Origin of the sequence: Brevibacillus composti (assembly GCF_016406105.1) — a bacterium.
Taxonomy (GTDB): Bacteria; Bacillota; Bacilli; order Brevibacillales; family Brevibacillaceae; genus Brevibacillus; species Brevibacillus composti.
This window is the reverse complement of the sequence record NZ_CP066308.1, coordinates 2524763-2550841: the sequence shown is the minus strand read 5'-3', so window position 1 is coordinate 2550841 and position 26079 is coordinate 2524763. Positions and strand designations below refer to the sequence as shown.

At 54.5% G+C, this 26079-nt stretch carries 23 protein-coding genes; 22 read left to right on the top strand and 1 reads right to left on the bottom strand.

Translation table 11 applies throughout. The annotated features are described in order from the left end of the window. Positions 1-2: 2 nt before the first annotated feature. From JD108_RS13000 to JD108_RS12970, 7 genes are all read left to right on the top strand, one after another. Positions 3-1394, top strand: coding sequence for a dihydrolipoamide acetyltransferase family protein (locus tag JD108_RS13000; protein WP_198826493.1), 1392 nt, complete (start codon positions 3-5; stop codon positions 1392-1394). A 263-nt stretch (positions 1395-1657) separates the two neighbouring features. Further along, a complete protein-coding gene (locus tag JD108_RS12995; protein WP_198826492.1) occupies positions 1658-3823 on the top strand; it encodes a copper amine oxidase N-terminal domain-containing protein in 2166 nt (721 codons plus the stop codon). 318 nt (positions 3824-4141) lie between these two features. After that, positions 4142-5794: an acyl-CoA mutase large subunit family protein gene (locus JD108_RS12990; protein WP_198826491.1), complete on the top strand. Its 1653-nt coding sequence runs from the start codon at positions 4142-4144 to the stop codon at positions 5792-5794. A gap of 42 nt (positions 5795-5836) precedes the next feature. Next, entirely contained in the window at positions 5837-6688 is an 852-nt protein-coding gene (mce, locus tag JD108_RS12985) for a methylmalonyl-CoA epimerase (protein WP_198826490.1), read from the top strand. Further along, positions 6681-8237: an acyl-CoA carboxylase subunit beta gene (locus tag JD108_RS12980; RefSeq protein WP_198826489.1), complete on the top strand. Its 1557-nt coding sequence runs from the start codon at positions 6681-6683 to the stop codon at positions 8235-8237. The genes mce and JD108_RS12980 overlap by 8 nt, the downstream gene beginning before the upstream one ends. Before the next feature lie 235 nt (positions 8238-8472). After that, positions 8473-9588, top strand: coding sequence for a M20/M25/M40 family metallo-hydrolase (locus JD108_RS12975; protein ID WP_198826488.1), 1116 nt, complete (start codon positions 8473-8475; stop codon positions 9586-9588). A gap of 226 nt (positions 9589-9814) precedes the next feature. After that, entirely contained in the window at positions 9815-10993 is a 1179-nt protein-coding gene (locus JD108_RS12970; RefSeq protein WP_198826487.1) for a DUF3866 family protein, read from the top strand. Here JD108_RS12970 and mciZ read toward each other — a convergent pair. Further along, the gene (mciZ, locus tag JD108_RS22695) at positions 10914-11093 is read right to left on the bottom strand and encodes a Z-ring formation inhibitor MciZ (RefSeq protein WP_323958374.1); all 180 of its coding nucleotides are present in this window, start codon (positions 11091-11093) and stop codon (positions 10914-10916) included. The two genes, JD108_RS12970 and mciZ, sit on opposite strands and share 80 nt — an antisense overlap. Positions 11094-11160: 67 nt before the next feature. On the opposite strand from mciZ, the gene JD108_RS12965 reads away from it, so the two are divergent. The 15 genes from JD108_RS12965 (at position 11161) to JD108_RS12895 (ending at position 25959) form a co-directional block, all read left to right on the top strand. Then, positions 11161-11718 carry an NUDIX domain-containing protein gene (locus tag JD108_RS12965; protein ID WP_198830111.1) on the top strand — a complete coding sequence of 186 codons (558 nt, stop codon included), beginning with the start codon at positions 11161-11163 and terminating at the stop codon, positions 11716-11718. After that, on the top strand, positions 11705-12910 hold the full coding sequence (locus JD108_RS12960; RefSeq protein WP_228728136.1) for an endonuclease Q family protein: 1206 nt from the start codon (positions 11705-11707) through the stop codon (positions 12908-12910). Before JD108_RS12965 ends, JD108_RS12960 begins: the two co-directional genes overlap by 14 nt. A gap of 57 nt (positions 12911-12967) precedes the next feature. Continuing rightward, on the top strand, positions 12968-13597 hold the full coding sequence (spoIIM, locus tag JD108_RS12955; protein WP_198826486.1) for a stage II sporulation protein M: 630 nt from the start codon (positions 12968-12970) through the stop codon (positions 13595-13597). Positions 13598-13687: 90 nt separating this feature from the next. Continuing rightward, positions 13688-14152 (top strand): ferric iron uptake transcriptional regulator, encoded by a 465-nt coding sequence (gene fur, locus JD108_RS12950; protein WP_323958373.1) that lies wholly within the window; start codon positions 13688-13690, stop codon positions 14150-14152. A gap of 219 nt (positions 14153-14371) precedes the next feature. Then, entirely contained in the window at positions 14372-14611 is a 240-nt protein-coding gene (locus tag JD108_RS12945) for a DUF4227 family protein (RefSeq protein WP_198826485.1), read from the top strand. Positions 14612-14697: 86 nt separating this feature from the next. Next, positions 14698-15585, top strand: a complete 888-nt coding sequence (gene xerD / locus JD108_RS12940; protein ID WP_198826484.1) for a site-specific tyrosine recombinase XerD — start codon at positions 14698-14700, stop codon at positions 15583-15585. 97 nt (positions 15586-15682) lie between these two features. Continuing rightward, positions 15683-16858, top strand: a complete 1176-nt coding sequence (gene deoB / locus JD108_RS12935; RefSeq protein WP_198826483.1) for a phosphopentomutase — start codon at positions 15683-15685, stop codon at positions 16856-16858. A gap of 47 nt (positions 16859-16905) precedes the next feature. Then, entirely contained in the window at positions 16906-17715 is an 810-nt protein-coding gene (locus JD108_RS12930; protein ID WP_198826482.1) for a purine-nucleoside phosphorylase, read from the top strand. Between the two features lie 162 nt (positions 17716-17877). Continuing rightward, positions 17878-19185 (top strand): pyrimidine-nucleoside phosphorylase, encoded by a 1308-nt coding sequence (locus JD108_RS12925; RefSeq protein ID WP_198826481.1) that lies wholly within the window; start codon positions 17878-17880, stop codon positions 19183-19185. A gap of 436 nt (positions 19186-19621) precedes the next feature. After that, positions 19622-20089: an Lrp/AsnC family transcriptional regulator gene (locus JD108_RS12920; protein WP_198826480.1), complete on the top strand. Its 468-nt coding sequence runs from the start codon at positions 19622-19624 to the stop codon at positions 20087-20089. Positions 20090-20212: 123 nt separating this feature from the next. Beyond that, positions 20213-21862 (top strand): peptide ABC transporter substrate-binding protein, encoded by a 1650-nt coding sequence (locus JD108_RS12915; protein WP_198826479.1) that lies wholly within the window; start codon positions 20213-20215, stop codon positions 21860-21862. 255 nt (positions 21863-22117) lie between these two features. Continuing rightward, complete coding sequence (locus JD108_RS12910; RefSeq protein WP_198826478.1) at positions 22118-23050, top strand: ABC transporter permease; 933 nt, start codon at positions 22118-22120, stop codon at positions 23048-23050. 6 nt (positions 23051-23056) lie between these two features. Further along, the gene (locus tag JD108_RS12905) at positions 23057-23971 is read left to right on the top strand and encodes an ABC transporter permease (protein ID WP_198826477.1); all 915 of its coding nucleotides are present in this window, start codon (positions 23057-23059) and stop codon (positions 23969-23971) included. Positions 23972-23985: 14 nt separating this feature from the next. Then, complete coding sequence (locus JD108_RS12900) at positions 23986-24984, top strand: ABC transporter ATP-binding protein (RefSeq protein WP_198826476.1); 999 nt, start codon at positions 23986-23988, stop codon at positions 24982-24984. A 15-nt stretch (positions 24985-24999) separates the two neighbouring features. Beyond that, the gene (locus tag JD108_RS12895) at positions 25000-25959 is read left to right on the top strand and encodes an ABC transporter ATP-binding protein (protein WP_198826475.1); all 960 of its coding nucleotides are present in this window, start codon (positions 25000-25002) and stop codon (positions 25957-25959) included. Positions 25960-26079: the final 120 nt, after the last annotated feature.

Here is a 26079-nt window from a genome sequence, read left to right as displayed (position 1 = left end):
ACATGGCGACAAAAGTGCTAATGCCCCAATTGGGAGAAAGCGTGACAGAAGGCACCATTACCAAATGGCTGGTGAAAGTGGGCGATGTGGTGGCCAAGTACGACCCGCTCGCCGAAGTGTCTACGGACAAAGTAAATGCGGAAGTGCCCTCCACAGTAGCCGGACGGGTGACGGAGATCGTCGTGCCTGAGGGAGAGACGGTTGCGGTCGGCACCTTGATTCTTTATATCGAAGAGAGCGGCGAGCAAGCTGGCGGCGCAGTCTCGGGAGCCGCTCCGGGCGAAGGGACAGCGGCAGCCGAGGCGAAGCCCGCGCAGACGGCGGCAGCCCAGGCTGATGCGACTCCGACAGCAGCGGGTGCCCAAACGGGTCACACCGCCGCAAGCGACACGGCGTCGGCCCCTGAACTGGCGCAGCCTCAGGGTCAAAAGCAGCGCTATTCGCCCGCGGTGATGCGGCTGGCGCAAGAGCATGGAATCGATCTCTCCCGTGTACGGGGAACCGGCATGGAGGGACGGGTGACGCGCAAGGATATTCAGGCGATCATCGACGCGGGCGCCCAGGAAGCGGCTCCGGCTCCAGCTGCCGTGCCGGCTGAGAGCACGCGTACTGAAGATTCGGCTGCCGGCGCACCTGCTAGGCAGCCTGCCGCAGCAGCCGCGACAGCCAGTGTCAAGGCCGACATACCGGTCGGCGCGGGCGACCAGATCATTCCGGTCACCCCGATTCGCCGCACGATCGCCAATCGCATGGTGCAGAGCAAGCACGAAGCGCCGCACGCTTGGACGATGGTAGAGGTAGACGTCACCCGGCTGGTAGATTTCCGCAATCAGGTGAAAGACTCGTTCAAGCAAAAAGAAGGCGTCAACTTGACCTTCCTGCCTTTCTTTATCAAGGCCGTCGTGGAAGCGCTGAAAGAGTACCCGATCCTCAATTCCACCTGGGCGGGGGATCAGATTATCGTCAAGAAAAACATCAATATCTCCATCGCGGTAGCGACAGAGGATGCCCTGTACGTGCCGGTGATCAAGGATGCCGACCAGAAATCGATTTTCGGCATTGCCAAATCCATTGAAGAGCTGGCCGCCAAGACGCGGGCAGGCAAGCTGACGGTGGACGACATGACCGGCGGCACCTTTACCGTGAACAACACCGGTTCCTTTGGCTCGGTCCTCTCCATGCCGATTATCAATTCGCCGCAGGCCGCGATTCTGAGTGTCGAATCGATTGTCAAACGACCCGTGGTGATCGACGATATGATCGCCATCCGGTCAATGGTAAACCTCTGCCTCTCGCTGGACCATCGCGTGCTGGACGGCCTCGTCTGCGGCCGTTTTCTCCAAAGCGTCAAACAAAAACTGGAAGCGATCGGACCCGACACCAAGCTATACTGACAGCTGTTCAAGCCAGATGATCCCGTTATTTCGGGGCGTCTGGCTTTTTTAACGGCGGATCAGGCCTGACGCAGCCAAGTATTTTTAAGAAAAGGATATCTCCCTTGTAACCTTTTGCTGACCTATGTCGTCATAGTAGATGGAGCGGATGGTTTTTCCATATTTATTTCGATAGATTCCCTCTAATTCGTAAATATGGTAAACTAATAGCATTCTACAAAAAATTCTTTGATCGATTTAAAGAGAAGTATGGGAGGAAGAACATGGAGAAGAGCAAAAAGGTACTTCCGATAATGTTGGCGACAGCGTTGGCAGCGACTCCTTTTGTCGTCGCACCCCAATCTGCAAGCGCGATCAGTTCGATCTCGATTGATGCGGATAATGATGAAACGGATGAAGACAGCGAATACACCATTGAGTTTGATCTGGATGCGGATCTAAAACGGGGAGACAAAATTTATGTAAAATTCCCCAAAGACTTTGATATCGATACGGACATCGGCAAAAGCGACATCGAAGCGGATTTTAAAGTCAAAAGCGTCAGTGCAAAGGGCAATGAAATCAGCATCACGATCGACGAAAACCTGTATGATGGCGACCAGGTTTCTTTTGATATCCTCGACGGCATCACCAACCCGTCTAAAAAAGGTACATATTCGATCGAGATCAGCACGACGGAAGAATCCAAGAAGTCAGCTTCGGTCAAAATTTACGATGGCAGCAGCAGCGGCAGCGGCAAAGCCAGCTCCGATGATTACTCCGTCGACATCACCGACACCACGGAAAAGAAAGAGACGCAGTACGAGATCGGCCCGATCAAGCTGGATGACAAGCTGACCAAAGGCGACTGGATCACGGTCACTTTCCCGAGCTCCAGCATGCTGCCCTCGAAAATCTCTACCAACGATGTCGATCTGAATAAATACTCTCCCGATCAGGTGCGCATCTCCGGCAAAACCGTCGAGCTGAAAGTACCGTCCAAAGCGGACGGAGACAAAGAGCTGACGCTGAAGTTTTACAAGAGCGCGGGGATTACCAACCCTTCTGCGGGAAATGATTACACCATCGAAGTAGAGTGGGAAAATGAAACCTACGAATCCGAGGAATTTGACATCAAGAAGTCCGGTTCTTCTTCCAGCTCTTCGACGGGCAGTGATTTCACGGTCAGCCTGTCCGACAGTTCGGCCGGAGCGCGTTCCAGCTACAGCTTTGAAGCCGACTTTGGCAAAACGGAGCTGGAAGCGGACAGCACGGTGATTATCGAATTCCCGTCTGCTGAAATGATTCCGGGCTATCTGGATCCGCAGGACTTCACAATCAATGGAAAAGCGGCGAAGCGAGTCGGCTTCTCCGGCAGCAAGGTATCGCTGACGACACCGTCCAACTTCTCTTCAAGCAAGACGGTGAAGATCGATGTGGCCCATACTGCCTGGATCACCAATCCAAAGACGCCGGGAGACTACACGATCAAGCTGACGGTAGACGGCAAAACAGCGACATCCAAATCCTTCCGCATCGGCGGGACGGGAACAGTCGTACCGGCGCCGACCGCTCCGACACCGAGCACCAATCCGGGCACAACGGTACCGGTCAATAACAGCACGGCGACGATTGGCCTCACCAATACGGCTGTCAACGGACAAACAGGCGTCAACATCGCGATCAGGGCAGTAGGCGCTCCGCTGGTGAAGCAGCGTGACTTCATCGAAGTGGTATTCCCGGTCGGATACAAAGTACCGGCGTACATCGCTCCGGCGAATGTATCGGTAAACGGCGCGGCTGCCAGCTTTGTCGCTGTGCGCGGACAAAACGTGCTGGTCTATCCGAATCAGGACATCCCGGCAGGCGCAGGGGCGAATATCGTGATCACTCCTGCCGCCAACATCGTCAACCCGGCTGCGAAAAACACGTACAGCATCAGCGTCTTCAGCTCGGAGGAAAAAGGCTTGCTGTTTGCTCGCGCAGTGGGCGTAGGGGTACCGCAACCGGTCCAAACTCCTGCTCCGGCACCTGCACCTGCGCCGGCACCAGCTCCGCAGAAGCCCCAGGTAGCCGTACCGACAAACGCGGCTCTGTTTAAACTGAATACCAACCAGTTCACGCTGCACGGCAAAACCTACCCGATGCAGGAAGCGCCATTCCTGGCAAACGGAAACACAACCATGGTTCCTGCGCAATTCTTTAAAGAAGCGCTGGCGATCACCACGTTCTGGAACAATGACGTCGTCACGATCTCCAGCGGCGGCAAAGTGATCCGTCTGACGGTAGGATCCAACAAGGCGAGAGTCGGCTCTCAGGAAGTGACGCTCCCGTCCGCAGTCGTCCTCAAAAACGGCATGCCGATGATTCCGGTTCGCTTTGTGACCGACAATCTGGGCTACTCGGTTGGTTGGGACGCGAGCACATCCAGCGTCTACGTCTACAAATAAACAAAAAGACAACCCCCTTCCTGTTCGGGAGGGGGTTGATTTATTCCGTTCGCGAGCGGACTTGGCAGACCTCTCGCACATCTACCATTGAAAGAAGAACATCGGGACGACCAGAGATACGACCAGAATCAGGATCAATATTTTGGCAAAAGTTGACTGGTGACGCATGAATACCCTCCTACATCAAACAATTTAAAAATTTTCGGCAGGAAAAGTCGAAATTGTGACGATATTGTGTTACTCCCTGTGCTAGAATTATTCGAAGGGAGAATCATAACCTCCCCTTCGTTATTACCATCGAAAACGAGGTGTCCACAGGTGACTACTAAAGATTGTACCGAACTGTACCGGAAGTGGCAACAGGAGCTAAACGAGCGACTGGCCAAGTCGCCCGAAAGAAAAAAGCAGTTTGCCACCTCGTCTGATATCGTGGTGGATCCATTGTATACGCCGGACAACATCGATCAGCACTACATGGATAACATCGGGTTTCCCGGTCAGTACCCGTATACGCGAGGCGTCCAGCCCAATATGTACCGCGGCAGACTGTGGACCATGCGGCAATACGCCGGCTTCGGTTCCGCCGAAGAGACGAACAAGCGCTTTCGCTATTTATTGGAGCAGGGGCAGACGGGATTAAGCGTTGCCTTTGACCTCCCCACACAGATCGGCTACGATTCCGACGATCCGATGGCTGCGGGAGAAGTGGGCAAGGTGGGCGTGGCGATTGATTCGCTGGAGGATATGGAGGTTCTCCTGGAAGGCATCCCGCTTGACAAGGTCAGCACTTCCATGACGATCAACGCACCGGCTTCGGTGCTGCTCGCCATGTACATCGCGGTGGGCGAAAAACAGGGCGTGCCAGCAGCAAAGCTATCGGGCACCATCCAGAATGACATTTTGAAAGAATACATCGCACGGGGCACCTATATTTTTCCGCCGAAGCCCTCGATGCGCTTGATAACAGATATCTTCGCCTACTGCGCGGAGCATGTGCCGAAGTGGAATACCATTTCCATCAGCGGCTACCACATTCGTGAAGCCGGCTCGACGGCTGTGCAGGAAGTGGCGTTTACGATTGCCGACGGCATTGCCTACGTGGAAGCCGCGCTCAAAGCGGGACTGGACATCGATCAGTTTGCACCGCAATTATCCTTTTTCTTCAATGGGCATAATCACTTTTTCGAAGAGATCGCCAAGTTCCGGGCGGCCAGACGGATGTGGGCGCGCTTGATGAAGGAGAGATACGGGGCGAAAAATCCGAAGTCCTGGCAGTTCCGCGTGCATACGCAGACCGGCGGTTCGACCCTGACGGCACAGCAGCCCGACAATAACATCGTACGGGTGACTCTGCAGGCGTTGGCTGCAGTCTTGGGCGGCACACAAAGCCTGCACACCAATTCGCGCGACGAAGCGCTTGCCCTGCCGACCGAGGAATCGGCCCGGATCGCGCTGCGCACCCAACAGATCATCGCCTTTGAAAGCGGGGTTACCGACACGGTAGATCCGCTGGCCGGCTCTTATTTCGTAGAGTACCTGACGGATCAGGTAGAGGCCAAGGCGTTGGAATACCTGGAGAAAATCGAACAGCTGGGCGGAGCGGTCGCCGCAGTCGAAGCAGGCTACATGCAGCGGGAAATTCATAAGCAAGCCTATGAGACACAGCGCAAAATCGAATCCGGCGAGGAAAAAGTGGTCGGGATGAACTGCTTCCAGCTGGAACATGAGCCCCAGCCGGAGCTGCTTCGCGTCGATCCGACGCTCGGACGCAAACAGAAGGAACGGCTCGACGCGCTCAGAGCCAAGCGCAATAATCAGGCGGTTGAACAAACGCTCGCTCAGTTGCGAGCGGCGGCGGAAGGAACAGAAAACTTGATGCCCTCGATTCTGGAATGTGTGCGCAATTATGCGACCATCGGTGAAATTTGCGGCGTATTGCGCGACGTTTTCGGAGAGTATCGGGCTGTCTAATCGGAAAAGCAGGAAGGTTCAAGTGACAAGGGGGAGCTAACGATGGAACAAAGGATACGCGTACTGGTGGCAAAACCCGGCCTCGACGGACATGATCGCGGCGCGCTGGTCGTGGCACAGGCGCTGCGTGACGAAGGGATGGAAGTGGTCTACACCGGCCTGCGCCAGACGCCGGCCCAGATCGCAGCGGCCGCGATTCAGGAGGATGTAGACTGTATCGGTCTTTCTTGTCTCTCCGGCGCGCATAACGAGCTTTTTCCGGAAGTCGTCCGCCTGCTGCGGGAGCAGGGGGCAGATGACATCCTGATCGTAGGGGGGGGCGTGATTCCTCAGGAGGACATTCCTTTCCTGAAAGAACAGGGGATAGCGGAGGTGTTCACGCCAGGCACGCCGACGCGCGTGACCGCCGATTACATTCGGGCGCATGTGAAGCGGAAGCGGATGACGCTGCAGACGGCTCCCAGCAAAATCGCCCACATCGGGATCGCTGTCAAAAGTCTCGAGGCGGCCCTGCCCTTTTACACACAGCAGCTCGGTCTGCCGCTGATCGGCACGGAAGAGGTGGAGAGCGAGCAGGTGCGGATTGCTTTCCTGCAAATCGGCGAGAGCCGCATCGAGCTGCTGGAGCCTGCCAGTGCGGACAGTCCGATCGCCAAATTTATCGAGAAGCGCGGCGAGGGCATTCATCATATCGCTTTCGATGTAGACCATATCGAAGACCGCCTGCAGCAATTAAAGGAGAACGGCATTCCGCTCATCCATGAGACACCCAAGCCAGGTGCGCACGGGGCCAGCATCGCCTTCCTGCACCCGAAGGCAGCGGGCGGGGTCTTGTTTGAGCTGTGCCAGTATCCCCAGGCAGAAGGAAGCAAGGAGGAGTCCGGGCATGAGTGAGGCCATGTACGAAAAAATCGACCAGCTGTACGAGCGCAAACGGGTCGTGGAAATGGGCGGAGGAGACGAACGGATCGCCGCTCAGCACAATCGGGGAAAGCTGACCGCGCGTGAACGCATTTCTCTCTTGCTCGACCCCGACAGTTTTGTCGAGCTGCAGCCTTTCGTCAAACACCGGGCCACCCATTTTGGGATGGACAAACTGGAGGCGCCAGGCGAGGGTGTCGTCACCGGCTACGGCAAGATCAATGGGCGTCTCGTCTACATCTTCGCCCAGGACTTCACCGTTTTTGGCGGCGCTCTGGGTGAAATGCACGCCAAAAAAATCGCCAACATCATGGACCTGGCAGCCAAAAATGGCGCACCTGTCATCGGCCTGAACGATTCCGGCGGCGCCCGCATCCAGGAGGGTGTGGTCTCGCTGGACGGCTACGGGCATATTTTCTACCGCAACTCCATCTATTCCGGAGTCATTCCGCAAATTTCCGTCATCCTGGGACCGTGTGCCGGAGGGGCTGTCTATTCGCCTGCGATTACCGACTTTGTGTTCATGGTGGAGAAGACGTCGCAGATGTTTATCACCGGTCCGAAGGTGATCGAAACGGTGACAGGCGAGAAAATCTCCAGCGAGGACCTCGGCGGCGCTTCCGTACACTCGGCGATCAGCGGCAATGCCCATTTTACGGCGGCGACCGAGGAAGAGGTGCTGGAGCAAGTGCGCCATCTGCTGAGCTTTCTCCCGCAGAACAACCGGGAAGAGCCGCCGCGGAAAGAGTATCGCGGCGAAGACGGCGATTGGCTGGAAGAATTGATCGAGCTGGTCCCGGTTGCGGGCACCAAGGTGTACGACGTCAAAAAAGTACTGGAAAAGATCGTCGATGACGGCGAATTCCTGGAGATCCAGCCGGATTTCGCCCGCAATATTGTGGTCGGCTACGGCCGGATCAACGGACAGAGCGTAGGGCTGATCGCCAACCAGCCAAAGGTGATGGCCGGGGGCTTGGATATCGATTCCTCCGACAAGCTGGCCCGCTTTATCCGCACCTGCGACTGCTACAATATTCCACTGGTCACCTTTGTCGACGTGACCGGCTTCTTCCCGGGCATCAATCAGGAGCATGGCGGAATTATCCGTCACGGCGCCAAGATTTTGTATGCCTACTCGGAAGCGACTGTACCGAAAATCACCGTCATCACGCGCAAGGCGTACGGAGGGGCTTATGTGGCGCTGAACTCCAAGGCGATCGGGGCAGACGTGGTGTACGCTTGGCCCAATGCCGAAATCGCCGTAATGGGACCGGAGGGGGCAGCCAATGTGATTTTCGCCCGCGACATCGAACAAAGCGAGGACCCCGTCGCCACCCGTCAGGCCAAAATTGCCGAATACCGCGAGCGCTTCGCCAATCCCTATGTGGCAGCGGAAAACGGCATGGTCGATGATGTCATCGATCCGCGGGAGACCCGCAAATATTTGAAGCTGTCTCTGGAGATGCTGAAAAATAAAGTGGAGCAGCGCCCCTACAAAAAGCACGGAAACATCCCGCTCTGATTCGAAGCGAAAAAAGAGAGCAGTGGACATGGTGGAAAAAATTTTTTTGCTGTATACTGAACCATGTAGTCACTTGCAGGAAAAATGCCCCGCAGTCATGCAGCAGACTACGGGGTTTTCTGTAGCCGTGCGCGGTTGGTTGTTTTTTCCATACATACGGGTGCGAAGCATCGCGCAAGTCCGGCTGCAGCCAACATGCTTGGCAAACAGCCAAGATTACTGAGGAGGAGTCGTCGTGATCAATCAGGAGCGTTTGTTGAACGAGTTTTTGGAGCTCGTCCAGATCGACAGCGAAACCAAAAACGAAGCACAGATTAACAAGGTACTGAAAGACAAACTGATCGAAATGGGCTTTACGGTGGAAGAAGACGATGCCGCAGCCAAGACCGGACATGGCGGCAATAATCTGGTCGCTACGCTCGAAGGGAATGCCAAGGGACCGGCGATCCTTTTCAGCAGCCATATGGACACGGTCGTGCCCGGCAATGGCGTGAAACCACAGGTGCGCGACGGATACGTCTATTCCGACGGCACCACGATTCTCGGTGCAGACGATAAAGCAGGGATCGCTGCTATCTTTGAAGCCATTCGCACCGTAAAAGAGCAAAATCTGCCGCATTCGACGATCCAGGTCGTGCTGACGGTGGGCGAGGAGTCGGGTCTGGTCGGATCGCGCGCCATGGACGCCAGCCTGCTGAAGGCAGAAATGGGATTCATCCTCGATTCCGACGGTCCCGTCGGCCAGATTACGACGGCGGGTGCCGGACAGTATCGGATTGTTACGCGCATCCACGGAAAAGCGGCTCACGCCGGCGTGAATCCGGAGGACGGCATCAGTGCTATCACGATCGCGAGCAAAGCCATCTCCCGCATGAAGCTGGGACGGATCGACGAGGATACGACCGCCAATATCGGCCGCTTCGAGGGCGGCAAGGCCTACAATATCGTAACGGACTACGTGGAAGTCTGGTCCGAAGCGCGGAGCCTGGTCATGGACAAACTGGAAGCGCAGGTCAAGAGCATGACGACTGCCTTTGAAGAAGCTGCTGCCGAAATGGGCGGACGCTGCGAGAATGACGTCATCTTTATGTATCACGGCTATAAATACAATGAAGAAACGCCTGTCGTGAAAAAGGCGATTGGTGCCGTGAAGCGCATCGGCCGCAACCCCGAGCTGGTTTCGAGCGGCGGAGGAAGCGACGGAAACGTATTCAACGGCTACGGCGTGCCCAGCGTAAACTTCGCGATCGGGTATGAAGAAATCCACACCAAAAATGAGCGGATGCCGATCGAAGAGTTGAACAAGGCCGCTGAGCTGGTGCTCGCGGTGATCGCTGAAGTTCTGGAATAACGAAAACCGAAGGAAAAACGTGAGGAAAAACGGGCAGAACCGGTCTCCGCTAGGGGGAGCCGGTTCTTTTTTGGCATTCATGCCCATAATTTAACTATGTTCGGACTTCCAGCCAAACAGGAGGGCCGATTATCTGAAAGGATGACAGGCAAGGTCGAAGACACGGTCCAGGTTCATGTTCCCGCCGAAGCGCGAGCATAGCCTGACAGCAAAGGAGGGGGATGCAGTGCTTCGCCTGGAATCAGGAATTGTCCAAAGAGTGATCAAACAAAAGCCGGGGATGCAGCTGGTGGAAGTGCTGCTGACCAGCAGCGGTCATCTCGGGCAGGCCATCTCCTACTCCGCGGAGAAGTATGCGGCAGGGGATGAACTTTTGCTGAACACAACCGCCGTCCGGCTTTCGCTGGGGACGGGCGGGTATCATATCGTCGTGGGAAAAATACTGGCGGACGGCGCGGCGGATCTGTATCCGAGCAGTTGGGGACATATCATGAAAATGCGCTATTCGCCGTGGCAGATGGCGGTCGACGCGGTCGAGGAGCAGAACAGTCCCTATCACTCCCTGTTCACGGACGAGCAGGCTTCCCTGGAAGGCACACCGGTTCTGATCGGTGAGCTGCACAGCTTGCTGCCGACAGTGGCAGGCGCCATCCGTGAGGCTGCTCCGTCGTGGCGCATCGTCTATGTCATGCCGGATGGGGCTTCCCTGCCGATCGGGCTCAGCCAGCAGGTGGCCCATCTCAAATCGCAGGGGCTCGTCAGCAGTACGGTTACGACCGGACATGCATGGGGGGGAGACTGGGAAAGCGTCAATATATACAACGGACTTTTAGCCGCGCGCCTGACAGCAAAAGCGGATATCATCGTCTGCCTGCTTGGTCCCGGCGTAGCGGGTACCGGCACACCTCTGGGCTTTTCGGGCATGCAATTGGCAGAAGTTATCCATGCAGTCAGCCTGCTTGGCGGCATCCCTTTTTTTATTCCCCGGGTCAGTTTTTCCGACACGCGAGAGCGCCATCGGGGGGTTAGCCACCACACCCTGACGCTGCTGCGCAAATTTACGCTTCGCCCTGTGCTCATGCCCGTACCGATATGGGGAGATGAGCGCGACGATCGCATCGCCTCGCAGTTGACAGAGATTCACAAGCAGGCGGGCCATATTCTCTTGCGCCGAGCAGCCCCTTCGCAGGCACAGCTGGAGAAGCTGGAAGGCTTGTACGATTTGCAGCTGTCCACGATGGGCAGGAGCTGGCGCGAAGACCCTGCGCCCTTCCAAGCGGCGATTCTGGCTGCAGAGCTCGCAGTGAAGAGTGCGGGAGCGGCGGTCAGCGGCGGCCGGAGCGGGTTCGCCGAGCCAGATACTCTTGCAGCGTTAGCTCTTTTTTTGACCAGGAACGGAGAGTAGCACGTATTTCCCATACTTTTCCGACCATGCGCAGCTGCTTTTCGTCGACATAGGTTTTCATCCGCAATCTCCTCCGATACAATATGGGTGGACAAGTCATTTGCTCCCAGCATATGGCGGGGCGGTCTTCTTTAGAACCAGCCACTACAGGAAAAAGGGTGATCATGATGAAACATACAGAGCACCTCTACGAAAAAACCATCTCCAGCCAAACGATCTACGAAGGGAAAGTCGTCAAGCTGAAAGTGGATGAAGTCCTTTTGCCCAACGGCAAAACAGCCAAGCGGGAAATCGTCAATCACCAGGGAGCGGTCGCTGTCATGGCTTTGACGGACGAGGGCAAGCTCATCGCTGTGCGCCAGTTTCGCAAGCCGCTGGAGCGGGAGATCGTCGAACTGCCGGCAGGCAAGCTGGAGCCGGGGGAAGAGCCGCTTGCTTGCGCCATCCGCGAGCTGAAGGAAGAGACGGGTTACGAGGCGGAGAGCTTTACCCACCTCAGCTCCTTTTACACGTCGCCGGGATTTGCGGATGAGTTGCTGCATCTCTATCTCGCGACCGGACTCAGAAAAGGGGAGGCGCAGTTGGATGAGGATGAATTCGTGGACGTGGTGGAATTGACGCTCGAAGAGGCACAAGAGCTGCACCGCCTCGGGGAGATTCGCGATGCCAAGACAGTCGTGGCGCTGTATGCCTGGGAAAGCCGGAAGCTGCATGGACAAAAATAACGGCAGCATGGCGGAATACTTCTGTGATATGCATATCCACGTGGGCGGCACGCTGAGCGGGAAGCCCGTAAAAATCACCGCTTCCCGCTCCATGACCCTGACCCGCATTCTGGAGGAGGCTTCCGAGCGAAAAGGGATGGATATGATCGGGATTATCGATGCCCATTCGCCAGAGGTGCAGGAGGAGCTGCGGGGATTGATTCAGCGGGGCGAAGCCGAGGAGCATCCGATGGGCGGCGTGATGTACAAACAGACGATGCTGATTCTCGGATGCGAAGTGGAGATTAAGGAGGAGGGCAGAGGGGAAGCCCATTTTCTCTGCTATCTGCCCGATTTGGAGAAAATGAGCATGCTGACGGGCTGGCTGGCGCAGCGCTGCAAAAATGTGACGCTCAGCTCCCAGCGAATCCGCACCCATCTCAGGGAGCTGCAGAATGTCATGGCAGAGTGGGACGGCGTCATCGTCCCGGCCCATATTTTTACCCCGCATAAAGGCTTGTACGGGAGCTGCACTGATTCGCTGGCAGAGGTGGCCGACCCGGCCCTGATCCCCGCCGTCGAGCTGGGGCTGAGCGCCAATACCGAGATGGCGGATCGGCTGCAAGAGTTGCATGACAAAACGTTTTTGACCAATTCGGACGCCCACTCGCTGGCCAATATCGGGAGAGAGTACCAGCGGATGGCGATGAAGGACCGGTCGTTTGCGGAGTGGCGGCTGGCGCTTGAGCGCAAGGAAGGCAGAGGGGTGCGGATCAACTACGGCCTGCACCCGCAATTGGGCAAGTACCACCAGACAGCTTGCCAGTCCTGCCAGTCGCTTCTGCCCGCGGATCCGGAGGGGCGCTGCCCGCAGTGCGGATTTAAAAGAGTCGTGCGCGGCGTGTCCAGCCGGATCGAGCAGCTCGCCGACGCGCCGCCGGGCATTCATCCACCGTTTCGGCCGCCCTATGTCGAGCAGGTCCCGCTTGAATTCATCCCGGGAGTAGGACCCAAGCTGAAGGAGAAACTGTATCAGCATTTCGGCACGGAGATGTCCATCCTGCATCGGACCTCATTCGATGAGCTGGCCCATGTCACGGGGGAGCGTGTCGCGGAGCTGATCGTCCAAGCCAGAGAGGGACGTCTCGCGATGAAGGCCGGAGGGGCCGGAACGTACGGAAAGATTATCGCTTCGCCGCGGGACAAGGCATAGTCGTCCTGCCGACCGCATAGGCTGTAGAGTAATCGGGATTGCGGGAGGCGAGCTGTCGTGCGGACGCGAATTGGACAAACAATCCAGGTATATGCGAAAGAACATCAGTCCCTGTACTGGTTTACGATTGTGCTCTTTACCATGGGCATTATTTTCGGCGCAGTGATCGTCAATTCACTGCCGCTCTCGCAAAGAGAAGATTTGTTTGGCTTCCTCCAGTTTTTCTTTAGCAGCCTGGGGGAAAAGGGCATACCCGAGCCGTCTTCTCACTTCCAGCAGTCCTTTGGCCATTATGCCAAAACGGTCGGCATCATGTGGGTATTGGGCTTGTCGATTATCGGCCTGCCGATGATTCTGCTTTTGCTCTTTTTAAAAGGAGTGGTGGTCGGTTTCACCGTCGGCTTTCTGGTGACCCAGCTGCAGTGGAAGGGCGTGACCTTTGCGATGATGGGCGTGCTGCCGCAAAATTTGCTGGTCGTCCCCGCGCTGATCATCGTAGGCGTGAGCGGCATCTCCTTTTCCCTGCGGCTGATCAAAACCAGGCTGCTCAGCAAACGGGACGTCATCCTGCCTCATTTCGTCGGCTATTCCGTGCTGGTGATCTCGATGCTGGCGGTACTGACCATCGCTGCTCTGTTTGAGAGCTTCGTATCGCCAAAGCTGATGCAGATGGTTCTTAATCGATAATAATTCTCAGATAAGAACATATGTATTTGACTTATGCGATGCCCCTCTACTATAATAGGAGCAGGTTTCATGTGAGCGGGAGGGGCAATCATGTTGGATGAAAAGTTAGAGAAAATCAAGCAGCAACTTCATTCCCAAAACTACAAACTGACGCCACAGCGTGAAGCCACTGTTCGCGTTTTGCTGGAGCATGAAGAAGACCATCTCAGCGCGGAGGATGTCTATCTGTTGGTGAAGGACAAAGCGCCCGAGATTGGCCTCGCTACCGTTTACCGTACACTCGAGCTGCTCAGCGAGCTCAAGATCATACACAAAATGAACTTTGGAGACGGCGTAGCCCGCTACGACCTTCGTGACGATAATTCGGAATACCACCATCACCACTTGATTTGTAACAACTGCGGCACAGTGGATGAGATTTTTGAAGATCTCCTGGTGACAGCCGAAGAAAAGGTAAAGAATGTTTACAACTTTTACATTACCGACCATCGTCTCGTCTTTTACGGCATCTGCAGCCGCTGTATCGACAAGGTAAACGTAGATGATTTCAAGTAAAAAACTTCTCTTTCATCAGGGGAAGTTTTTTTGTTTGCCCGTTATTACCATGGGCGGCACAGACATTCCCGGCGGCGCGGTCTTTTCGCTCATGAATCCCCCGCTTGGAGGCATCCTATAAGCAGCAGCCATGATCTCTCTGGACAAGTACGGGTTTGAATGCTGCCGCGGACAGGCGCATATATATAGAAGGAATGCTAGCGGGAAGGATGTAGAGCGATGCGGATACCGTTACGTCGCCTGATGGAGATATTGCGTTTTTTCCTTCTGTTCGTTACCTGCACCCTCATCTCTTATGGAATCATCACTCTCCTGACCGCCAAGCTGTGGTCGGGCAATCCGTACAAAGAGCCAAACGGCAATGCCGTCAAAGTCGTCAAGCTGATCAACAGCCCTGCCCCGCAGGATTTGGACGGGTACATGGCCCGGCTCCAGCTCTTTTATTTGACAGGAGAATAATGGTTTTCTCCCACCCAAAAAAGAGGACTTTTCCTCTTGGTGTGGAAAGCAATATGTGATACTTTTCACCTGAAGGGGACAACTTCATGGACATGTTGATCGATCAGTTTATCCATTTTCTTTCTGTCGAGAAGGGGCTGTCACCCAATACCCTGGAATCCTATCAGCGCGATATGATTGCCTACACCTCCTATCTTCAGGAGCAGGGCGTGACGCGGATCGAGGATTCGACGCGCACCCAAATTATCGGGTATTTGATGAGCTTGCAGGAAAAGGGCAGGGCTACCGCCACTCTCTCCCGCAATATGGCCTCCATTCGGGCCTTTTATCAATTTCTCGTGCGTGACAAATACATAGAGAAAGATCCGTCGATTCATCTGGAAACGCCCAAAATCGAAAAAAGGCTGCCAAAGGTTTTATCGGTGGAAGAAGTGGAGCGACTGCTCGACAGTCCGCCCGTGAATCATCCCGCAGGTTTGCGCGACAAGGCGATGCTGGAGTTGTTGTATGCAACGGGTATCCGCGTGTCCGAACTGGTGAATCTGAATGTCATGGATGTCAATCTCGATATGGGATTCGTCAAATGCATGGGCAAAGGGTCCAAGGAGCGGATCATCCCGCTCGGGTCAGTCGCGATCCAGATGGTGCGCCACTACCTGCAGGCCGGCCGCCCGCGCCTGGTAAAAGAACCGGGGGAGACCGCGCTGTTCCTGAACCATCTGGGCAAGAGAATCACGCGGCAGGGGTTCTGGAAAATCATCAAGCGGTACGGCTTGAAAGCCAATGTTAAGACGGAGATTACCCCGCATACGCTGCGCCATTCTTTTGCCACGCACCTGTTGGAAAACGGGGCCGATCTTCGCTCCGTCCAGGAAATGCTGGGCCATGCAGACATCTCCACGACGCAGATTTACACGCATGTCACCCGGACGCGCATTAAGGATATTTATGCAAAAACACACCCGAGAGCCTAGTCTCTCTTTTTTTCCTCGTCAGACGTCTGACGACTTGACCATGAAAGGCCGCAAACGCAGCACTCAATACCTTTATTTTTTGTAGGAGGCGGTTTTTTTGCCACGTTTTCAAAGAGTTTTTCTAATCGTGATGGACAGTGTCGGGATCGGTGAATTGCCGGATGCAGCCCGTTTTCAGGATGAAGGCGCACATACGCTCGGCCATATCGCGGAGCGGGTGAAAGGCTTTCAACTGCCCCATATGCAAGCGCTGGGACTGGGGAATATCGCTCCGCTTGCAAATGTACCGCCTGCAGCCGAACCGCAGGCTCACTATGGCAAGATGAAAGAAATATCGATCGGCAAGGATACCACGACCGGACACTGGGAGATCATGGGTCTGCACGTCTCAACGCCGTTTCGCACTTATCCGGACGGGTTTCCGGCTGCATTGATCCAGGAGTTTGAACAGCGGATCGGGCGCAAGGTTCTGGGGAACAAGGTCGCATCCGGCACCGGCATCCTGGATGAGCTGGGCGAAGAGCATATGCGGACAGGCGATGTCATCGTCTACACATCGGCAGACAGCGTCTTTCAAGTCGCCGCCCATGAGGAAGTCGTTCCGCTGGAGGAGTTGTACCGCATCTGCGAGATCGCCCGGGAGCTGACACTCCGCGATGAGTTCGCCGTCACCCGCGTGATCGCACGCCCGTTTATCGGAGAGCCCGGCCATTTCGTACGCACAGCCAATCGCCATGATTACTCCGTCAAGCCCTTTGCGCCGACGGTGATGAACCGCCTGCAGGATGCAGGCCTGGCCTCGATCGCGATCGGGAAAATCAGCGATATCTATGCGGATGAAGGCGTAACCAGAGCGATCCGGACGCAGGACAACATGGACGGCGTGGACCAGCTGTTGGGCACGATGAAGGAATCCTTTACGGGGCTCAGCTTTGTCAATCTGGTCGATTTCGATGCCAAATTTGGCCATCGCCGCGATCCGGAAGGGTACGGCCAGGCCTTGATGGAATTCGATGCCCGCATACCGGAGCTGCTCGCAGCCCTGCGTGAGGATGACCTGCTGATCATTACGGCAGACCACGGAAATGACCCCGTCCATCACGGCACCGATCACACGCGAGAGTACGTGCCGCTGCTTGCGTATCACAAGCGGATCAGGAGCGGAGCGGATTTGGGCGTTCGCGGCACATTTGCCGATCTGGGCGCGACGATTGCCGACAACTTTGGCGTGCCGCTGCCGGAGATCGGCGAGAGCTTTTTGTCCAGCCTGTAAGAAAGACGGAAGGAAAGAAGAGTACGATATTGAGAGGAGCAAAAAACATGTCTACATTTCAAGAAGCAGTACGTTATATTGAGCCAAAATTAACGGAAAAACCAACGATCGGCCTGGTCTTGGGCTCGGGTCTGGGGGTGCTCGCGGACGAGATTGAAAATCCGGTGATCATTCCTTACCACGAAATACCGGGCTTCACCGTATCCACCGTCGTTGGGCATAAAGGGCAGCTGGTCATCGGAGGGCTGCAGGGCAAACAAGTCGTCGCGATGCAGGGGCGCTTCCATTACTACGAAGGCCATGGCCTCGATGCGGTTGTCTTTCCGATCCGCGTCATGAAGCAGCTGGGCGTAGAGACGATCATCGTCACCAATGCGGCTGGAGGCATCAATGAGAGCTATGAGCCTGGCGATCTGATGCTCATCGCCGATCATCTCAATATGACATTCCGCAATCCGCTCATCGGGCCGAATGACGACGAGCTGGGAGCGCGTTTCCCTGACATGTCGGAAGCCTATTCCAAGGCGCTGCGCGCGGTGGCAAAAGAGGTAGCGGCGGAGCAGGGCATTCGTCTGCGCGAAGGGATCTACGTCGGCCTCCTGGGTCCGTCTTATGAGACGCCTGCGGAAATCCGCATGCTCCGCATGCTGGGCGGAGATGCCGTCGGGATGTCTACCGTGCCGGAAGTGATCGCAGCCAAACATATGCGGATGAATGTACTCGGCATCTCCTGCATCAGCAACATGGCCGCAGGGATTCTGGAGCAGCCGTTGTCGCATGAAGAAGTCATGGAGACGACGGAAAAGGTAAAGACGCAGTTCCTGGCTTTGGTAAACGGAATCGTCGCAAAGCTCTAAAGCTGGTTGGGAAGGGTATGTTGTTTGATGCGCATGCCCTTCTTGTTTCCACACGAAAGCGTTTTGACGCGGTGAGACGTGCGGCCAGATACGATGAGACTTCAGTCTCACGCGATGAAATGCGGTTCCGCGAGATAAAGATAGCCGATGAGGTGAACGATCATGCGCATGGTGGATATCATCGCAAAAAAAAGAGACGGTCATGACCTGACCACAGAAGAGATTCAATTTCTCGTCACGGGATATACGGACGGGAGCATCCCGGATTATCAGATGTCGGCCTGGGCGATGGCGGTTCTGCTGCGCGGCATGACTCCGCGCGAGACAGGGGATTTGACGCTGGCGATGGCCGCCTCGGGGGAGCAGCTGGACCTGTCTTCCCTGCCGGGGATCAAGGTAGATAAGCACAGCACGGGGGGAGTGGGCGACAAAACCACGCTGGTAGTGGCGCCGCTGGTGGCTGCCGCCGGAATCCCTGTGGCCAAAATGTCCGGCAGAGGATTGGGCTATTCGGGAGGAACGATTGACAAGCTGGAGTCTTTTTCCGGCTTTCAGGTAGAACGCAGCCGGGAGCAGTTTCTAAGGCAAGTACAGGAGATCGGCGTATCGGTCATCGGCCAGTCGGGCAACCTGACGCCGGCGGATAAAAAACTGTACGCCCTCCGGGACGTAACCGCTACGGTGGAAGCCGTTCCGCTGATCGCCAGCTCGATCATGTCCAAGAAAATTGCAGCCGGCGCGGATGCGATCCTGCTGGACGTAAAAGTTGGCAGCGGCGCTTTCATGAAGACCTTGGAACAGGCGGAGACGCTCGCGACCGCCATGGTCCAGATCGGCAAACAGGTAGGCAGGAAAACGGTTGCCGTCATCAGCGACATGGACCAACCGCTCGGGTACGCTGTGGGCAATGCGCTGGAAGTGCAAGAGGCGATCGAGACCCTGGCAGGCAGGGGACCTCGCGATCTGACCGAGCTGGCGCTGTCGATCGGAGCCCATATGCTCGTACTGGGCGAGCTGGTCACCGATGTGGAGGAGGGCCGCGCGCGTCTGGAGGAGATCATCCGGACAGGGCAGGCGGTGGAGAAACTGGCGCAGATGGTCGAAGCGCAGGGAGGCAGCAGGGAGGACGTCTACGATCCGTCTCGCCTGCCGTCCGCTTCTTTGTCGCTGGAGATCAAAGCAGCACAGGACGGCTATATTGCCGCCATTGACGCAGAGACGGTGGGGCATGCCTCTGTCCTGCTGGGAGCGGGCAGATTGACCAAGGAGATGCCGATCGATTTGGCTGTTGGCATCGTTCTCGCGAAAAAGCGGGGGGAAAAGGTGCGGGCCGGGGAGGTTCTGGCTACGATCTACGCCAATGACGATCATCTGCTGCAGCAGGCTGCAAGGGAGCTGGCAGGAGCGTATACATACAGCGCCGAAGCTGCAATGGACCAGCCATTAATTTACAAAACGATAGTAGAGTAGAATAGGTTTTTTGTAAAATGACAACGTCGGGCGTACTGTCCGGCGTTAGCCGGGTATAAAATTTAGAATAGTCGGTTACTGAATATTGTGAACGAAAAAGACGGACAGGATTTGCAAAATCAAAACGAGGGAAGGTTTGCAAAACGCAGGCCAGACGGGGCAGAAAGGGCAGAAAATCGGACAAAATTTGACTTTCTCGATAAATTTTTATTGATTAATCAACTGATTTACGGTTCAATAGTAGGATAGAACCCTAATGTAATTGTTAAAATTAAATTTATTGTTCGGATTCACTTTATAATATTTTATAATTCTACAAGTCAAATTTCGTTGACACCGCTACCAATTCAGATTATGTTTATTGTGACAGGCAATATGTTTAAGATTTTTGCGAATATCGTAAAAAACTGATGGAGGTTCTTTAAAAATCGTATTTATGAAAAAGCTGGACCATGTTGATATGCAGATCTTGCAAATCCTCCAAGAGGATGGAAGAAGGGCTTACACAGAAATTGCCCATCAACTTGGCTTGAGCGAAGGGACCATCCGATCGCGCATTACCCGCCTGTTACAAGATGGAGTGTTTCAATTTGTCATTCACCCCGACCCGGAGAAATTGGGCCTTCACGTACAGGCGATCATCGGATTGACGACCAAGCTCGGGCTGCAAAACAGCGTGGCCGAGGAATTGAGCAAGTTTCCTGAGGTCCGATTTGTGGGTGCATTTAGCGGTAAGCACGACTTGATCATTCAGGCGTGTTTCCATAATAACGATGAATTGATCACTTTCGTCAACGAACGACTCTCACAATGTGAAGGGATTCTGGCGGCCGATGTGTCGCTGGAGCTAAAGCAGTACAAAGACTCCTTCTCATTCGTTCGTGATGAAGATGTGGCCATATGATGAAAGGAGCTGGTAATCCGAGGAAAAAGAGCCCCGGTTTTTTCGTTGCATCACGTTTTAAATTTTCAGAAAACATACAAAAGAGAGACAGAAAAGAAGACAATGACATTGGGGGTTATTGCGTTGAAAAAGAACGTGTTTGCTCTTGTCAGTTCTGTAGCAGTTTTAGGTGCAGCCTTGGCTGGTTGCGCAGGCGGCCAACAGGCTACCACCGATCCGAAGCCTGCTGAAGGCACCACGGGTCAACAACCTGCAGCGCCTGCGGAGAAAAAGCCGCAAGTATTGAAGCTCAATCTTCACTCCGAGCCACCGACTGCAGACCCGGGAATCTCTGAGGATACGACATCGGCTGCGATTATCCGCGCTACCTTCGACGGTCTCACCCGCGTAGATGCGAGCCAGCAGCCAGTCATGTCAGTAGCTGAAAGCTATGAGCTTTCCGAAGATATGCTCACCTATACGTTTAAACTGAAGGACACCAAATGGGCAAATGGAGAGCCTGTAACGGCACACGACTTTGAATACGCCTGGAAGCGCGCACTCGATCCAAACACAGCTTCCAACTATGCGTACCAACTGTACTATGTAAAAAATGGGGAAGCCTTCAACAAAGGCACCGCCAGCCGCGATGACGTCGGTGTTAAGGCACTCGACGACAAGACACTGGAAGTAAAGCTGGAAAACCCGACGCCCTTCTTCCTGGAGCTGACCGCCTTCCCGACCTATTTCCCGGTCAACAAAAAGCTGGTTGAGTCCAATCCGAAATGGGCGGCAGAAGCTAGCACCCACATGGGTAACGGTCCGTTCAAGATGGAAACGTGGGAACATAAGAGCAAGCTCGTGCTCGTTAAAAACGAAAATTACTGGGACAAAGATACGGTTAAATTGGATCGCATCGAGTTTGCTATGGTAGAAGACGAGAACACCGAGCTGTCCATGTTTGAAAACGGCGAGATTGACTGGGCAGGATCGCCGACAAGCTCTCTGCCTACGGACGCCATTCCGGCTCTGAAAGAGCAGAAGAAGATCACGACCCAAGCCATCGCGGGTACCTACTGGTACAAGTTCAACACCGAAAAGCCGCCGTTTAACAACGTGAAGATCCGCAAAGCGTTCGCGTACTCTATCGACAGACAGTCCCTGATTGACAATATCCTGCAAACTGGCCAACTTCCTGCTATGGGTGCCGTACCGCCATCCATGGCGCTGAAACCTGACGGCTTCTTCAAGGACAATGACGTAGAGACAGCAAAGAAACTGCTTGACGAGGGAATGAAGGAGCTGGGCATTACCAAGCTGCCTCCGATCACCCTGTCCTACAATACTTCTGAGGCCCACCAAAAGATCGCGGCTGCGATCCAGGACCAGTGGAAGAAAAACCTTGGCGTTGAAGTAAAGCTGGAAAACAAGGAATGGAAAGTCTACCTCGAAGACATGCACCAGGGGAACTACCAGATAGGACGTTTGGGTTGGCTGGGTGACTTTAACGACCCGATCAACTTCCTTGAAATGTACAAGGACAAGGATGGCGGAAACAACGATACGCGTTGGGAGCATCCGAAGTTCAAGGAACTGTTGAACCAATCCGCCACCGAGCCGGATCCGGCGAAACGGAAGCAAATCCTGCTGGAAGCAGAAACCATCCTCATGGACGAAATGCCTGTCGCTCCCATCTACTTCTACACCAACTCTTGGGTACAGAAGGAAAATGTCAAAGGCGTCGTAATCGGCGGCTTGGGCGATGTGGACTGGAAGTGGGCTTCGGTAGAGTAATCTGCTGTTCCAAAGAGGCGTAAAGGAAATCGGTTTGCAGAGATAAGGTATATGGACGAACCATATACCTTATCTTATGCCGACCGTTCCGATATACGGCATCATATCATGCCGAACACAAACACAGATAGAGAAAAGAAACTGCAAGAGATTCGAATATTGGGGAATTTACACTGTCGATTTTTGCACTGTTCCAGCCGCAGAAGCAGTGTAAAAATGGGACGTGAAGCAAAAAAACACAGGGGGGTAAGTTTGTTGATCCGTTATCTAGGTAAGCGTATCATTTTTATGATTCTCTCGCTTTTCTTGATCGTAACGGCCACCTTCTTCATTATGAAAGCGGTGCCGGGCGGTCCTTTTACTTCGGAAAAGAACGTTCCAGATGAAATCCGAGCTGCACTGGAAGCCAAATACAAATTGAATCTGCCGCTGCATGAACAGTACCTCGACTATTTGATCGGCGTGATCAAATGGGATTTGGGACCTTCGTTCGCGGAAAAATCTTCAACTGTTAACGACATGATCAATCGCGGTTTCCCTGTATCTGCCCACTTGGGATTGCAAGCCCTGCTGCTGGCGGTCTTCGGCGGAATTATTCTGGGGGTCATTGCCGCATTGAGGCATAATAAATGGCAGGACTACTTGGCCATGTTGATTGCGGTTCTTGGCCTGTCTGTCCCCGGATTTATTTTGGCATCATTTTATCAATATTTCTTTGCGATCAAATGGGGGCTCTTTCCCATTGCAAAGTGGGAAGGTTTTGAATATACCGTATTGCCTTCCTTAGCACTAGCCGCAATGCCTATCGCCTTCATTGCCCGGCTGACGCGCTCCAATATGCTGGAGGTCATGGGGCAGGATTACATCAAGACGGCGAAAGCCAAGGGATTAAATACATTTACGATTACTGTGAAACACGCCATCCGCAACGCGCTTCTGCCTGTCATTACTTATCTGGGGCCGCTTCTGGCGAACATTCTGACGGGGGCTTTCGTAATCGAAAGAATCTTCGGTATCCCTGGTCTTGGACGCGAATTCGTCATCTCCATTACGAACCGCGACTACACCGTTATCATGGGAACCACGGTATTCTACTCGATTATCCTGGTCGTGAGCGTTCTGCTTGTAGACATCGCCTATACACTGGTTGACCCGCGGATCAAGTTAAGTGATACAGGAAAGGAGTAATGTGAGATGCAACTGACGAAAGAGCATTTTGAGCCCATTGCGGTAGACCTCAAACAAGCCGAAAGCATCAAGCGTCCAAGCCTCTCCTTCTGGGCAGATGTATGGCGCCGCTTGAAGATGAATAAAGTAGCGATGGCTTCCCTGGTGTTTATTTTGATCTTGGTCGCTTGTGCGATTTTTATTCCGATCTTCAGTTCCAATGACTATTATACGACGGACCTGGCTGGGAAGAACAAGAAACCGTCCGCCGAACATTGGTTTGGGACCGATGATTTGGGGCGCGACGTATTCGTCCGCGTATGGTACGGTGCCCGCATTTCTTTGGAAGTCGGATTTGCCGCAGCCTTTATCGACCTGATCATTGGCGTGATTTGGGGCGGTCTGGCAGGATTCTACGGTGGCAGAATCGATGAGATCATGATGCGTATCGCTGACATTTTGTACGCGATTCCGTACTTGCTCGTGGTAATTTTGCTCATGGTTGTCTTAGAGCCCGGTGTCGGGACGATCATTATCGCGCTGACGATTACCGGCTGGATCGGGATGGCGCGGATTGTCCGGGGACAGATTCTTCAGCTGAAAGCGCAGGAATTCGTCCTGGCGGCTCGCTCGCTCGGCGCCGACAACAACCGCCTGATCTTCAAGCACCTGATTCCGAACTCGCTGGGTCCGATTATCGTTACATTGAGCTTGACCGTTCCGACTGCGATTTTTGCCGAGTCCTTCCTCTCCTTTATCGGTCTTGGGGTATCCGCTCCGGTAGCATCGTGGGGGACGATGTCCAACGAAGGCTTGTCGGCCATGAAGTATTATCCGTGGCGATTGATGTTCCCGGCTCTGTTCATCTCGATTACGATGTTGGCATTTAACTTGCTCGGTGACGGTCTGCGTGACGCCGTAGACCCGCGCCTGCGGAAATAGGAGGGATCACAGACATGGATGAACGCATTCTCGAAGTCAATGACCTGCACGTCTCCTTCCACACGTACGCGGGAGAAGTCAAAGCCGTGCGAGGCGTCAACTTTTACGTAAAACGGGGAGAGGCCGTCGCGATTGTGGGAGAGTCCGGGTGCGGCAAATCTGTGACCGCGCAGTCGCTGATGAAGCTGATCCCGATGCCTCCGGGCGAAATCAAACAAGGGGAGATTCTCTTTAACGGCGAGAATCTTGTCAATAAAAGCAATAAGGAAATGGAAGCGATTCGGGGGAAAGAGATCGGCATGATCTTCCAGGACCCGATGACCTCTCTCAACCCGACCCTGACGATCGGGAACCAGATTATCGAAGGTTTGGTCAAGCACCAAAAAATGACCCGTGCCCAGGCACGCAATCGCGCCATCGAACTGTTGACCATGGTCGGCATTCCGCAGCCGGAAAAACGCGTGGATCAGTATCCGCACGAGTTCTCCGGCGGGATGCGCCAGCGGGCCATGATTGCGATCGCGCTGGCTTGCAATCCGCAGCTTTTGATCGCGGACGAACCGACGACGGCTTTGGACGTGACAATTCAGGCGCAAATCCTGGACCTGATGAAAGAACTGCAGAAAAAAACCGGCACGTCGATCATCCTGATTACGCATGACCTGGGTGTCGTCGCCGAGATGTGCGACCGCGTCATCGTCATGTACGCAGGGAAAGTGATCGAGACCGGTACGGTTGACGACATCTTCTACAATCCACAGCATCCATACACCAAAGGCTTGCTGCGTTCTGTTCCTCGTCTCGACTTGAACCGTGACGAACCGCTTACACCGATCTTTGGCACACCTCCGGACTTGCTGCGTCCGCCGGCCGGCTGCGGCTTTACGGCTCGCTGTGAATCCGCGATGCGTGTATGCCAGGAGTACGATCCGGAATTGAGCGAGATCAGCTCTACCCAACGTGCGGCTTGCTGGCTGCAACATCCCCTGGCTCAGAATCGGGCAAGATCGTAAGGAGGAGGGAAACTAGTGGATAATCGTGATACTTTGTTAGAAGTTCGCAACCTGAAAAAGTTCTTCAAGATTGGCGACAATACCTTGAAGGCTGTCAACGATATTTCCTTTGAAATCAAACGCGGCGAAACACTGGGTGTCGTAGGTGAGTCCGGTTGTGGCAAATCCACAGCCGGCCGTACCCTGCTCCGTCTTTACGAACCGACAGCGGGAGACGTCCTGTTTGAAGGCAAAAGCATCATGAAGCTGAACAATCAGGAAATGAAAGCCATGCGCCGCAACATGCAGATGATCTTCCAGGACCCGTATGCGTCCCTGAACCCGCGGATGACCGTCGGCGATATCATCGGCGAAGCGCTGGATATTCACGGCCTCGCGACAGGTCAGAAGCGAAAAGAGCGGATCCAAGAGCTGCTCTCTCTTGTCAGCCTGAATCCGGAGCATATGAACCGCTTCCCGCACGAGTTTTCCGGCGGACAGCGCCAGCGGATCGGGATTGCCCGCGCATTGGCCGTCGAACCGAAATTCATCGTGTGTGACGAGCCGATTTCCGCTCTGGACGTATCCGTACAGGCGCAGGTCGTAAACCTGCTGGAGCAGCTCCAGGAGAAAATGGGTCTGACTTACATGTTCATCGCCCATGACCTGTCCATGGTGAAATACATCTCGGACCGTGTCGCCGTGATGTATCTCGGAAAAATGGTAGAACTCGCAGACAGTGACAAGCTGTACGAAAAACCGCTTCATCCCTATACACAGGCTCTTCTCTCGGCGATTCCGATTCCGGACCCGGAAGTGGAGCGCAAGCGTGAGCGTATCGTTTTACAAGGGGACGTCCCAAGCCCGATGAATCCACCGAGCGGTTGCCATTTCCGGACGCGCTGCCCGAAAGCGATGCCGGAGTGCGCTGCTGCCGAACCAGTTTGGAAAGAAGTGGAGCCTGGCCATTTCGCTGCCTGCCATTTATACAACTAGATGTTCAGACGGGATTCCCTGGATTAAGGGGAACCCTGTTCTTTCCAGACGTGAGATTTATTGGCCTCCGCGAATGGATGGGGTTCATTCATTGTTCCCTGTATATTTACGGAGGCTTTT